12 protein-coding genes and 1 pseudogene are annotated in these 12,116 nt (G+C 59.0%); 7 read left to right on the top strand and 6 right to left on the bottom strand.

What is annotated here, in order from left to right; all coding sequences use genetic code 11:
* Nucleotides 1–25: 25 nt before the first annotated feature.
* Nucleotides 26–553: a dihydrofolate reductase family protein gene (locus CFBP6623_RS23545; protein WP_080842993.1), complete on the bottom strand. Its 528-nt coding sequence runs from the start codon at nucleotides 551–553 to the stop codon at nucleotides 26–28.
* 47 nt (nucleotides 554–600) lie between these two features.
* Between CFBP6623_RS23545 and CFBP6623_RS23540 the strand changes: the two genes are divergently transcribed.
* The 4 genes from CFBP6623_RS23540 to CFBP6623_RS23525 all read left to right on the top strand — a co-directional run bounded on the left by CFBP6623_RS23540 (nucleotide 601) and on the right by CFBP6623_RS23525 (nucleotide 3,157).
* Entirely contained in the window at nucleotides 601–1,170 is a 570-nt protein-coding gene (locus tag CFBP6623_RS23540; RefSeq protein WP_080842992.1) for a TetR/AcrR family transcriptional regulator, read from the top strand.
* A gap of 373 nt (nucleotides 1,171–1,543) precedes the next feature.
* Entirely contained in the window at nucleotides 1,544–2,143 is a 600-nt protein-coding gene (locus CFBP6623_RS23535) for a superoxide dismutase (RefSeq protein ID WP_034498094.1), read from the top strand.
* A 103-nt stretch (nucleotides 2,144–2,246) separates the two neighbouring features.
* Nucleotides 2,247–2,582: a ferredoxin FdxA gene (fdxA, locus tag CFBP6623_RS23530; RefSeq protein WP_080842991.1), complete on the top strand. Its 336-nt coding sequence runs from the start codon at nucleotides 2,247–2,249 to the stop codon at nucleotides 2,580–2,582.
* Between the two features lie 11 nt (nucleotides 2,583–2,593).
* Nucleotides 2,594–3,157: a flavin reductase family protein gene (locus CFBP6623_RS23525; protein ID WP_080842990.1), complete on the top strand. Its 564-nt coding sequence runs from the start codon at nucleotides 2,594–2,596 to the stop codon at nucleotides 3,155–3,157.
* Between the two features lie 153 nt (nucleotides 3,158–3,310).
* Here the strand turns inward: CFBP6623_RS23525 and CFBP6623_RS23520 are convergent, their stop codons facing one another.
* From CFBP6623_RS23520 to CFBP6623_RS23510, 3 genes are all read right to left on the bottom strand, one after another.
* The gene (locus CFBP6623_RS23520; RefSeq protein ID WP_080842989.1) at nucleotides 3,311–4,267 is read right to left on the bottom strand and encodes a hypothetical protein; all 957 of its coding nucleotides are present in this window, start codon (nucleotides 4,265–4,267) and stop codon (nucleotides 3,311–3,313) included.
* Between the two features lie 80 nt (nucleotides 4,268–4,347).
* Complete coding sequence (locus tag CFBP6623_RS23515) at nucleotides 4,348–6,033, bottom strand: ABC transporter permease (RefSeq protein WP_080842988.1); 1,686 nt, start codon at nucleotides 6,031–6,033, stop codon at nucleotides 4,348–4,350.
* Nucleotides 6,030–7,034, bottom strand: coding sequence for an ABC transporter ATP-binding protein (locus tag CFBP6623_RS23510; RefSeq protein ID WP_080843263.1), 1,005 nt, complete (start codon nucleotides 7,032–7,034; stop codon nucleotides 6,030–6,032). The genes CFBP6623_RS23515 and CFBP6623_RS23510 overlap by 4 nt, the downstream gene beginning before the upstream one ends.
* Here CFBP6623_RS23510 and CFBP6623_RS23505 point away from each other — a divergent pair.
* The 3 genes and pseudogenes from CFBP6623_RS23505 to CFBP6623_RS23495 all read left to right on the top strand — a co-directional run.
* Nucleotides 6,970–7,770: pseudogene (locus CFBP6623_RS23505) on the top strand (ABC transporter ATP-binding protein); the annotation flags it as partial. The gene CFBP6623_RS23510 and the pseudogene CFBP6623_RS23505 overlap by 65 nt on opposite strands.
* 1 nt (nucleotide 7,771) lies before the next feature.
* On the top strand, nucleotides 7,772–8,767 hold the full coding sequence (locus tag CFBP6623_RS23500) for a carbohydrate ABC transporter permease (RefSeq protein WP_080842987.1): 996 nt from the start codon (nucleotides 7,772–7,774) through the stop codon (nucleotides 8,765–8,767).
* 2 nt (nucleotides 8,768–8,769) lie between these two features.
* Entirely contained in the window at nucleotides 8,770–9,819 is a 1,050-nt protein-coding gene (locus CFBP6623_RS23495) for a carbohydrate ABC transporter permease (RefSeq protein WP_137002582.1), read from the top strand.
* Between the two features lie 250 nt (nucleotides 9,820–10,069).
* On the opposite strand, the gene CFBP6623_RS23490 is transcribed toward CFBP6623_RS23495, so the two are convergent.
* Both CFBP6623_RS23490 and CFBP6623_RS23485 read right to left on the bottom strand, forming a co-directional pair.
* Nucleotides 10,070–11,116, bottom strand: coding sequence for a LacI family DNA-binding transcriptional regulator (locus CFBP6623_RS23490; RefSeq protein WP_175415505.1), 1,047 nt, complete (start codon nucleotides 11,114–11,116; stop codon nucleotides 10,070–10,072).
* A gap of 206 nt (nucleotides 11,117–11,322) precedes the next feature.
* Nucleotides 11,323–12,108, bottom strand: coding sequence for a TIM barrel protein (locus CFBP6623_RS23485; RefSeq protein WP_052821214.1), 786 nt, complete (start codon nucleotides 12,106–12,108; stop codon nucleotides 11,323–11,325).
* Nucleotides 12,109–12,116: the final 8 nt, after the last annotated feature.

Here is a 12,116-nt window from a genome sequence, read left to right as displayed (position 1 = left end):
CTGCGGTTCCATGGTCGCCGGAGCGTCATGAAAAGCGGTAATGCAATCTCACACAGCCCTTGTCGATTGCTGTTGCACTTATCAGCGTCGGGCTTGCCCGATAACCGGTCAGAGGAAAGAGAGGCTGGCCGGAGCCGAGCATTTCCGGGATCACATATATTTCGATCTCATCCAGCGCGCCGCGCTCCATGAAGGCCATCTGCAGCCGGCCCCCGCCGAGCATCCAGACATCGCCGTCATCGAGAGCACGCAATTCCTCGATCAGCGAGTCCGGGTCGGCGCGCACTTCCAGCGCGCCTTTCGGCTGCTCGATCGGCCGCGACGTGACGACGATGACACGGTGGCCGTCATAGGCCCAGGGGCTCTGCTCCCCGGCAATGAAATCATAGGTCGCCCGTCCCATGACCACAGTCCTTATCCCCTTCAGGAACAGGCGATAATCATGTTCGCCGAGGTCCATGTCGTCATACTTGTAGAGCCAGTCGAGAGACCCGTCTCCCGCTACGATCAAGCCGTCCAGACTGGCAGCTATATATCCACGAATGATTGCCATTCCACCCTCCTTGATTTATAAATGAATATTCGTTTATAAGTATCCTCATGCCAAGACACAAGCTTGTTTCCGATGAAGAGGTGCTTGACTCCCTGCTGCCGCTGATGTTGCAGACAGGGCCTGACGGTCTGACCTTCGCTGCCGCCGCCAAAGCCAGTGGCCTCTCTGCCGCTACGCTGGTACAGCGCTACGGCAACCGCGAAGACCTTGTGGAGTCTGTGCTGATGCGCGCATGGGACAACCTGCTGGCGCAGACGCGGACAGGGGACGAGGAGGAGCCGTTGACGCCGCAGGGCGCGATATCCCTGCTGATACGGCTTATGCCGGGTGACGCTGCAGAAAAGAACGCCTGTGACGGACTCCTGCTGCTTAGAGAAGATATCCGCAATCCGAAACTCAGGGCGAAAGGTGCCCTCTGGGGCAAGATTCTCGCACAATCGCTGGGGCGTCGGGTCTCGAAAGATGAAAAAGCCGCAGCGAGCCTCGGCTGGCAGATGGCGGCCGTCTGGCAGGGCGCGCACACGTGGTGGGCGTTCACCCGCGGTGAAGACGCGGATTCGGCAATTCGAAGAGCGCTTCAGGATTGGGTGGACATGGTGGAACGGGCTGGGCGGTGAAATTCAGGGGTACTGTCGGTGTCTCAAGTCTTGACGGATCTGGCGCATTTGGCTCCCTCACGACGGGTGTTTCCATGGAGACGGCAGAAAACTGGTCGCTTGATGCAGCACTCCTTTTCAACATAGAGGGCGATCGGGAAACATCAGCAGGGGCGAAACTCGGCGTCAGCAAGAAATTCTAGGCGCAAAAGCGAGCAAACCGAAGCGCAGTCCCGTTGGCTGGCCTGCCCTCACCATCACGGCGGCACGCCGTTGGCATGGCGTCAAAAAACCGCTTGACCTCAACCGCGATTGAGGTCCTAGAAGTACGGTCACCTTGTTTTCGCAAGGCTCTTTCATGCTCTTGAGCGAACAGTTGACAAAGGAATACCCCATGGCTTTCCAGCTTCCCGACCTGCCCTATGCCCATGATGCGCTCGCCCCCTCGGGGATGTCCGAGGAGACGCTGAAGTTCCATCATGATCTTCATCACAAAGCCTATGTCGACAATCTCAATAAGGCGATATCAGGGACCGAGTGGGAAAACAGGAACCTCGAAGAGATCGTCCGAGGCACCTATGAGAAGGGTGCGGTGGCACAATCCGGCATATTCAACAACGCCTCCCAGCACTGGAACCACACTCTCTTCTGGGAAATCATGGGGCCTGAGCATCATGCGATGCCCAAGGTGCTGGAAGAGGCGCTGACACAGTCCTTCGGCTCGGTAGCATTGTTCAAGCAGAATTTCGCCCTTGCCGGCGCTTCCCAGTTCGGCTCCGGCTGGGCGTGGCTGGTAGTGGATACCGATGGTTCTCTGAAAATTACCCGCACTGAAAACGGGGTCAATCCACTGTGCTCCGGACAGAAGGCGCTTCTTGGCTGCGATGTGTGGGAACACAGCTATTACATCGATTTCCGGAACAAGCGCCCGGCCTATATCGAGAACTTCCTCGATAATCTGGTGAACTGGCAGGCGGTCGCCGGTCGTCTCTGATCTGATTGAACCAATCCGGCCGGCGCCGCTACCTCGTGCGGCCCGTCGGCTCAGGCGCAGCCGGACAGCCGCCATCCGGCTGCCATTCCGTTCGAGCACCCAGATGCCCTATGTCGTCACCGAAAACTGCATCGCCTGCAAATATATGGACTGTGTGGACGTCTGCCCGGTCGAATGTTTTTATGAAGGCGAGAACATGCTCGTCATCCATCCCGATCAATGTATCGACTGTGGCATTTGCGAGAGAGAGTGCCCCGCCGCAGCGATCAGGCCAGATACGGAGCCGGGACTGCACGTCTGGCTCGACCTCAACCGCCACTATTCCGGCATCTGGCCGCGCGTGCATCAAAAGAGAGCGCCGCCGGAGAATGCCGATATCATGAATGGCGCGGCGGCCAAGTTTTCCATTTTTTCGAAAAAACCGGGAGCGGGCGGTTAGCCCGGTGTCGCATGTCTCATAACCTCAGGCTCATCGATGGCGGTGCGGTCAATCACGCGCATCTTCCGCTGAAAGCCTCCGCTACGCCGGCAGTCTCACCACGTGAGTTCAAGGACGCGATGAGCGCCCTCGCCTTCACCGTCGCGGTGGCCTCATCCGCCCATGGAGGTGAGCGGATCGGACGTACGATCACCTCCTACATGCCGCTCAGCGCGGAGCCACCGCTTCTGATGATCTCCATCGACGCCAGCAGCCGTATGGTCGACCTCATAGCCGCAAGCCGGCGGTTTTCCGTCGCCGCGCTGTCCAGGGGCCAGGAAGAGATCGCCGACGTTTTCGCGGGGAAGGGAAACCTGCCGGATCGGTTTTCGATCGGCCAGTGGGATCCCTGGCCTTCAGGAAGCCCTCAGCTTGCCGGGGCGCTACTCTCCCTTGATTGCGAGCTCGTCGGCTCCGTTGATGCCGCCGACCACATCCTGTTCGTTGGCGCCATCACCGAATCGATCCCAGATCCCTCACGCAAAGCCCTGCTTTGGAGCGAACGCTCCTATACCGGCAGAGAGACGGGGGGCTAGCGATCCAGGGTTCCCCCGACGACCTCAGATACACAGCGTCTTTCAGTCGGCTTTAACACTCCCACAAAGTGGCGAGAGCCTGGCAGTCAATTATGGGATCTTGCAGCCTGGTAGAACACAGCCAGCGACCCCATACCTGCCGCAGCAGATTTATTACCGAGCCTTTAGGCATATCACCGTCCTGTCGTCACTGAATTCGCCCGTTGTGGATCCCTTCACCGACGGGTAGTCGCTGAGCTTGTGAAAATCTGCTGCCTCGACGCGGGCAAATTCCGCCTCCCAATCGGCAATGTCTACACCGGTCGGCAATGACAGATAACCATCGGAGAAGATTTCGAGGCTTGTGACCGTGTCCTTGGCGAGGGTGAGATCGACCAAGCCCTCCCCTATCACCTGCCCACCGTTGATCGACGCGTAACCGAGAACATGGCCCTGCCTGTTTGCATAATGTGGCTGGACACGAATGCCGCCCATCAGGAACTCTTCGACCGCTTCCATATCGTTTTGAAGGCCGCTTGCGACAGCCGCGGCGGCGACGACTTTCTCGGCTTCCGGCATCGTCATGATGCCAGCTTTAACAGCAGCGTGAAGGCCGGAAAATATGGTGGCGCGGGTTTTTGCCTCAGCAGCATCGCCGTCCCCATGCGTCGCCAGGAGCCCTTTGAAAACATGGATTCGCGCCGACGTGCTGACCTTGTCTATTAGCTTGGCGTGCTGCAGGAGGCGGGTACCGTTGATACGCACACCAGAATCCCCGGCCAGAAGCAGGCGAAAACTGTCACCCAGATCTGCAACAATCGCGAGCGTTGTGGATGGCGGATGGCTTGCATTGATGCGCTTAGCCTCGCATTTCAGGAGGTCGCTGATACTTTGAAACAGAGCTGCCGCCTCACAGCTTTGCAAGGTGCCCTTTATGCTCATCTCGGCGACCGCGTTTGCTGCGGCAAGTGCGGCGATACGGCCGGAACTCAGCCCGTCGTAACTTGCTCCGGTCGGATCGGTCGCACCGTCGAAAACAGCCAGAACCCGGCCGGGAAGAAGAACTGCCACGTCGTCCCCCGGCGTTGCGGCGTTCTTGTATTTCGATTGCGAAAAGCTCGCGATATTCATTTTGTTGATTTCCTTGCAGAGGGTAGCGGACGGCGACACGTCGGTCGCCGCAGCTATTGTCTTTACTGGGGTGTAAGAGGTCAGACGAAGGAAGCTTCCTTGTCTTCCGAAAGGCGAAAGACGACGAAGACACAGATCCCGGTGCTGACCAATAGTACGGTCGAAAGCGCGGCCGCAGTCCCGAATTCACCGTCGATTACCTGGATGTAGATCAGGACCGGCATGGTAATCGTGCGCGCCGTATAAAGGATCAGCGTCGAGGAAAGCTCGTTGATGGCGGTGATGAAGCTCATCAGCGAACCGATGATGAGGCCTGGCAACATCAATGGCACCGTCACCGACAGGAATGTCTTTGCGGGTGAAGCTCCAAGATTAACCGCCGCCTCCTCGATCGACGGCTTGATCTGCCTGAGGATCGATGTCGTGGATCGGACGCCATAGGGCAGCCGGCGTATGAACACCAGAAGGATGATGATGAGCGCCGTCCCGGTGATATCGAAAGGAGGATATCGGAACGTCGTGACGTAACCGATCGCCATAACGACGCCCGGAATGAGATACGGCACCATCAATAACAGATCGAGCGAGCCGGAAACGGCATTATCGCGCCTCACGACGATAAAGGACAGGAGCCCGGAGACGACCGCGATAAGCACCACTGCGGCCAGTGCGAAGGTAAAGCTGTTGGCTATGGCCTGAGGGGAATCCCTCAAAATGCGAGCATAGCTGTCCAACCCGAAGCCGCCGGTAAAGACGGGGCCGTTCGTCGCCAGGAAAGATGTATAGATGACCGTTAGAGAAGGCAGCATGGCAATGAACACTACCAGATAGCAGAAACCGTGAACGATGAATGACTTCAGCGGGCGCATCGACTGTTTAACGGGTCGGTTGGTCAGGGAGCTGGCGTAGCGGCGCTTGGCGAGAATGTGCCGTTGGAGAAGAAGCGCTGCCATGGAAATCCCGATCATCACCATTGAAATCGTGACGGCCATGGTCGGCGTGCCCGCCATTTCGGAGGTATATTGCGCATAGGCAATGGTCGATAGCGTTCTGATGCCCTTGCCAAGAATGGCCGGTGTTCCGAAGTCGGCGATGGAAAGCACGAAGCAGATGATCGCACCTGTGCTGACTGCTGGAAAAACAAGGGGCAAGGTGATTTTGCGGAAACGCTCAAACGCCGTGCAGCCGAGGTTTTCCGCCGCATCCTCATAAGACTTGTTGATGGTGTTCAGAGCATTTTCCGTCATCAGGAAGATATACGGGAAGAACTTCAGGCTGAAGACCATGACGATGCCGGGTATTCCATAAATCGTTGGCAACGAGATGTCGGCAAAAGACAAAAGGTTGGTAACCGCACCGTTGGCGCCGAACAGCATGATCCAGGCATAAGCACCGATGAAAGGCGGTGCGCAGAGAACAAGAACTGCAAAGGTCGCGATGAATGTGCGTCCCTTGATGCGATAACGCGACGTGCAAAATGCAAGCGGGATCCCAAGTAGACAGGCACCGAGCATGCCCAGGACGCCGATCAGCAATGTGTTCCAAAGGGCCACGGTGTAAAACCGGCGCGTGAATACCTCCGCGTAATTGCTGAGCCCGAGCGCACCGGTCTTTGCATCAAAAAAGCTGATGAAAAACACGCTGAATATCGGAAGGATCAGGAAAATTGCCAGCAAGATCACGGCAAGCGCCGTGACACTTGTCCAGAAACCCGGCAGCCGCAGGCGAAAACCTCCAGGCGTTGAAGTGGCGGTCATATCCGTCATGACAAGCGCTCCCCCGTCACACCTTCACCGAAAAGCTGAGTATCGGCCGCCCGCCAGGAAAAGGTTGTCTTCTGGTTCGGCTCGAGGGCGATGATCTCTGGTGACGGCTTGGTGATTGCCTCGATCTCTTCACCCGAGGAGAGTACGGCCGCCACGTTCATTTCGCGTCCGGTGAAACTGACCTGACGGATGGTCACGGGCAGGTCGATGCAGTCTTGAGCAGAGATCGCGGAAAGACCCATTGAAATCGCCTCGGGGCGGATCGCTGCGACGACCTTCCGTTCCGGTGAAATCGCATCCGCTTGCGGCAGTGCAACCTTGTGGCCTGACAGGAATGTCTGCCCGCCCGTGCGATCAAGCGCCAGGAAGTTATTGGCTCCAACGAAAGACGCGACGAAACGGTTAGAGGGATTATTGTAGACTTCCCAGGGTGGCGCAGCCTGCTGAATTACTCCCCCATACATGACGCAAACCAGATCGGACATGGCGAGCGCCTCTTCCTGATCATGGGTAACATAAACCGTCGTGATGTTCATGGCCTGCTGGATTTCACGCAGTTCCCGCCGCAGGTCCACGCGCAGTTTGGCGTCGAGGTTGGATAGCGGCTCGTCCATCAAAAGCACTTTGGGATTAATGACCAGTGCGCGCGCGAGGCCCACACGCTGCTGCTGGCCGCCGGAAAGCTCGTGCGGCATGCGCTTGGCATACGGAGCAAGCTGCACGATATCGAGGATCTTGGCGACTCGTTCGCGGATCTCGGCGGACGATGCCTTACGTTGCTTCAGACCGAAGGCAATATTATCGAACACGGAAATATGCGGAAAAACTGCGTAATCCTGAAATACCATCCCGACATCACGCTTATGGGCGGGCACATGCTCAATCGCCTGTCTTTCGATGCTGATGCTGCCACTGTCCTGTTGGTGAAACCCGGCGAACCTGCGCTTCAAGCGGGCGGAGATCGAAAGCCGCATCAACGAGGCGGCGCGGATGCTTGCCATCGAGCCCTATCTCGACCGCAAGCCGAAACAGCTTTCCGGCGGCCAGCGCCAGCGCGTCGCCATCGGCCGCGCCATCGTGCGCGAACCTGACATCTTCCTGTTCGATGAGCCGTTGTCGAACCTCGATGCGGCACTGCGCGTGCAGACGCGCGCCGAAATCACCCGCCTGCATCGCGATATCAAGACAACTATGATCTATGTCACCCATGATCAGGTGGAAGCCATGACCATGGCCGACAAGATCGTCGTGCTGCGCGCCGGGCGCATCGAACAGGTGGGCAGCCCGCTTGAGCTTTTCGATAATCCGCGCAACCTCTTCGTTGCCGGCTTCCTCGGCTCGCCGCGAATGAACATGCTGAAGGGCACCATCACCAAGGCCGAGGACGGCAGCATTGCCATCGATGCTGGCCATGGCGTGTCCCTCCCCTGCCTCGTCGATCCGGCAACCGTCAGTCCCGGACAGGCGGTTCTCGCGGGCATCCGACCCTCACATTTCACCATCGCGGATGCCGGTCTGCCCTTCGAGGTGCAATACCACGAAAGCCTCGGCACCGAGACCTATCTCTACGGCAATATCAAGGGTGAGAAGGACCAGATCATCGTGCATCAGGCTGGCCACTTCGCGCCCGCATCCGGCTCGGTGCTCAAAATCATGCCTGCACGTGAGAAGGTGCATGTCTTCGATCCCGCCACCGAACTGGCGCTGCCGCGCCTTGCGGGCCAAGGGAGGGGGTAGCATGGCAAATCCAAAGCTTGCGAGACTGTCCGACCGCGCGCTTGACGCCGTTATGGCGATTGCCGAGGTGCCGCTCAACTTCATCGAGCGGCTGATCGGCAAAAGGCGCATGCCCTACATCTTCCTGATGCCTAACCTCATTCTTTTTGGCATCTTCACCTTCCTGCCGATTGCGATTGCCGTCGGTTATGCCTTTACCGGCGGCACCGAACTTTTGATCACCGACCGCCCCTTCGTCGGGCTGGAAAACTTCGGCAAGCTGCTGGATTGCCAGAGCTATATGGACCCGGGAAGCTGCCGGGAATCGCTGTTCTGGACGGCGATCTGGAACACGCTGTGGTTTGTCGGTTTCAATGTCATCGCCACGTTGCTGGTCGCGCTCATCACCGCCCTCATCCTCAACAGGGCGATAGCCGCGCGCGGCTTCTTCCGCGCCATGTTCTTTTATCCGGTCCTGCTGTCGCCCGTCGTCATCGGCCTCATCTGGAAATGGTTTCTGGACCGCAACGGCCTGCTCAACGCCTTCTTCCAGATGCTGGGCGTGCCGCCGGAAATCTTCCTGCTGGATGTCGGCTGGTCGCGCTTTTTCGTGGTGGTCGTTTCGGTCTGGTTCCACATGGGCTTTTATACGCTGATCCTGCTCGCCGGCCTTCAGGCCATCCCGAAGGATCTCTACGAAGCCGCCGCCATCGATGCCGCCTCGCCCCGGCGCACCCTGCTGCGCATCACCCTGCCGCTGCTTGGGCCCAACCTGCTGGTCGTGCTCATCCTCTTAATGATCAGATCGGTGCAAATATTTGATGAAGCGTGGGTTCTCACCAATGGTGGTGGACCGGGAACAGCCAATACATTCGTCGTGCAATATATCTACCAGATGGCCTTCGGCAGCGATCTGAGGCTGTTCGGCCTTGCATCCGCCGCATCGGTTCTGATGGGCCTTGTGCTTCTCGCGCTGACGCTGGTGCAGTTGCGCCTTGGCAAAAAGATGGAGTCCTGACCATGTCCAACGCCGTCTCCTTCCTCACACGCACCCGCCGCCCCGGCCGCATCGGCCTCACCGATATGCTGTCATGGGTCTGGCTTATTGGCGGCACGCTCGCCGTCCTCATCCCCGTCGTCTGGGCCGCCATGTCATCGCTGAAACCGGAAGCCGAAATCACCCGGTTTCCGCCGAGCCTTCTGCCGCGCGCCGCCGTGCAGGTGGAAGTGCAGGGTTACGACAAACCGCTCAGCCTCTGGAAAGCCCCCATCGACGGCATGGAGCGGGAGATGGCCATGGTCCGTCGCATCGGCCTCAAAGCCCAGATGGTGGACCCCGCCAATCCCGGTCCGCCGGTTAGCGTCGATACGCGGGAAATAACGCCGGTTCAGAAACTGACCATCGCGACGGAGAACTTCACCGATCCGCTCACCCGGTTCAGCTTTTTGACCTTCCTCAAGAACTCGGTCTTCGTCACTTTCGTGGCGACTATCCTGACGCTGATCGTCAATGCCATGGCAGCCTTCGCTCTCTCCAAATACCGCTTCCGCGGCGAGAAGGCGATCTTCGTGCTGATCATATCCACCCTGATGATCCCGCTCACCGTTGTCATGGTGCCGGCCTATCTCGTCATCGTCGGCGTCGGCCTCGTCGACAATCTCTGGGGCGTCATCATCCCGACGGTCGCGACGCCGACCGGCGTGTTCCTGCTGCGGCAATATATGCTGACCATTCCGGACGAGCTGATCGAGGCGGCCCGCGTCGATGCGGCAAGCGAATTCCGCATCTTCTGGCGCATCATCCTGCCGCTGACGGCGCCGGCGCTTGCGGTTCTCGCCATCTTCTCGGTGCTCTGGCGCTGGAACGACTTCCTCTGGCCACTGATTGTTCTCAGCAGCCGTGAAAACTTCACGCTGCAGGTGGGGTTGAATGCCTTCCAGGGCGAGTTCTCGGTGCAATGGCACTATATCCTCGCCATGACCTTCCTCAGCCTGGCGCCTGTCACCGTCGTATTCCTGTTCCTGCAGCGTTACATCACGACAGGCATTGCGGGGACAGGCATGAAGTGAGGCGGGGTTCGAGGATGCTCGCTTTAAAGCATAGCCGCTTCGACTATTGGATGATGTAGTACCGAGACCTCTCCACCCCGTCATACCGGCCATGAGCCTGTATCCTGCCAGCCCAAGTCCTTGGGCTGAAGGGGTCTCTCCGCCGCGCGAGAGCCGCGTCGGCTGGATGCCGGATCAAGTCCGGCATGACGGCGAGAAAATTAGTCGCCCAACAGGCATTCTCCACCAGCCCGCAGAGGGGCCGACGATCCTATTTTGGCGGCGGAGCGATGCTACCCCTTAATACCAGCCGACAGCCGAGTTCCAGCCGGTGCGCCGGTCGGGTGGGATCAGCTGCCACAAGCCGCTGTTCCAAAAGTGAAAGGGCGGCACCGCCCAGCCTGTCAGCGGGCAATTGTATGGTGCTGAGCGGCGGCGCGCTGAAGGCGGCCGGCATGATATCGTCAAAACCAAGCACCGAGACATCATCGGGAACGCGGATACCGGCCTCCGTCAACGCCTTCAGGCAGCCGAGCGCCAGATTATCGGCGGCGCAGAAGGTCGCCGTTGCGTTTCTAAGCGGGCGTGTCTCGGCCAGCAGGCGGCGGATGGCGACCTCGCCCCATTCCGGCTCGTAGCTTTCCACCTCGATAACCATATCGGCCGGAACTGTCAGGCCTGCCGCGAGATACGCGTCGCTATAACCATCATAACGGCGGCGGATCGTCGTGCGGCCCTTCCAGGTGACATGCAATATGTCGCGATGCCCGAGTGAGAGCAGATGCTCGATACCGAGCCGCGCACCAAAACGGTTCTCGGCCGTCACCGTATCGACGATCATGGCCGGGTCTTCGCCATTGATCAGGACCACCGGCCTGGAAAGCGCGGACAGCGCCTCGACCAGTTGCGCCCTGTCATCATTCAGGACCACGATGCCATCGACATTGTCGGCATCGGCAGCCTCCGCGACGGTAACGGGATCGAGCCGGCTCGTCGTGCTGACAAAGGGAACGATGCGAATGCCGCGCTTCTCGCATTCACGCCGGAAGCCGTTCAGCATCGTCCAGCTGACCATATTGAGATCGCTCTGCGGCGCTGCATCATTGGTCATGGCGAGCAACACGACACGCAGAGTGGCGATCGTCGCCTTCTGCCGGCGGTTTTCGAGATAACCGAGCGAACGAGCCGCTTCCAGCACCCGCTCGCGAACCTGCGTGGTCAAGGGTGCGGTGCCGTTGAGGGCATGCGAAGCGGTACTCAGCGAAACATTCGCCTCCCGCGCCACGTCCTTAAGCGTCGTTTTCCTGTCTATTTTCATAAAGGGGAAATTCAACCACTCTACTTCGGACGGTGCGGGCAGAAAGCCTGCCCCACGCAGTCGATCTGAAAAATACCCGTGCCTGTTTGCTGTTCTCTCGTCGCCGGAAGATTACAGCATCATCCGTAAATGCGGAATTGATTTCTCTGGGTTTTTAATCTCCCGCAAGAAACGCCGCCCGCAGCGAACCGCGAACGGCCACGCGGTCAGAGCCCCTGAGAGATATGGTCGATGCTGTCCTTCACGGCAGCTGCCGGATCCTTCAGCTCGTGCACTTCCGTCGCAAAGGGCTCGAAGCTGTAAGGTCCCTTGTAACCGGCCGCCTCGAGTGTCCTGATCTGGGCGATATTCTCCAGCCGGTCGTCGCCATCCACCAGAACGCGGTGAGCGTCAAGCATGTCGGCCACGGAGACGGCAGGATCGGTCACGCCGGAAATGTGGACCAGCCCCGTTCGTTCCGGGAAAAACGCCGTCTCGCCCGCGAGGTGGTGATGGAAGGTGTCGTGCACCAGCCTGTAGACATCGCCGCCGCCGGCCGCGTCGATTGCCTTGATGGCCTCGGCCTTGGTGCGCAGTGATGATACCGGGAAGCCGAGTGGCTCGACAAGGCCGGTCAGGCCGCGTTCTTCGAGGATCGGCTTCATGGCCTTCAGCGCCGTGACGAGATCGTCAAAAGACACTGGCGTCCCATCATTGAGCGGGCACATGACCAGCGCTTTCGCGCCACTTGCCGCCGCATAATCGGCCATCGCGACGGCCCGCGCAGGCAGGTCGCCCGACCAGACGTTGAAGGGATAAAGCGCATTGATCGAGATGATCGTTACGCCGGCCTTTTCGGCCGCCGCCTTCACGGCCGCCGGCTCAACCGTGCCGACGATATCAGGCAGGTCGTTGCGGATTTCGACTTCGGTAAGGCCGAGTTCACGGGCTGTCGCGAAGAACTCCTCAAGGGAAAGCTTCGGCGCGGTGATGTGGTTGATGGCAAAACGCATGAAAGACC

Source organism: Agrobacterium tumefaciens, from assembly GCF_005221385.1.
Lineage (GTDB): Bacteria > Pseudomonadota > Alphaproteobacteria > Rhizobiales > Rhizobiaceae > Agrobacterium > Agrobacterium tomkonis.
This window is presented reverse-complemented; position numbering and strand designations above follow the sequence as displayed.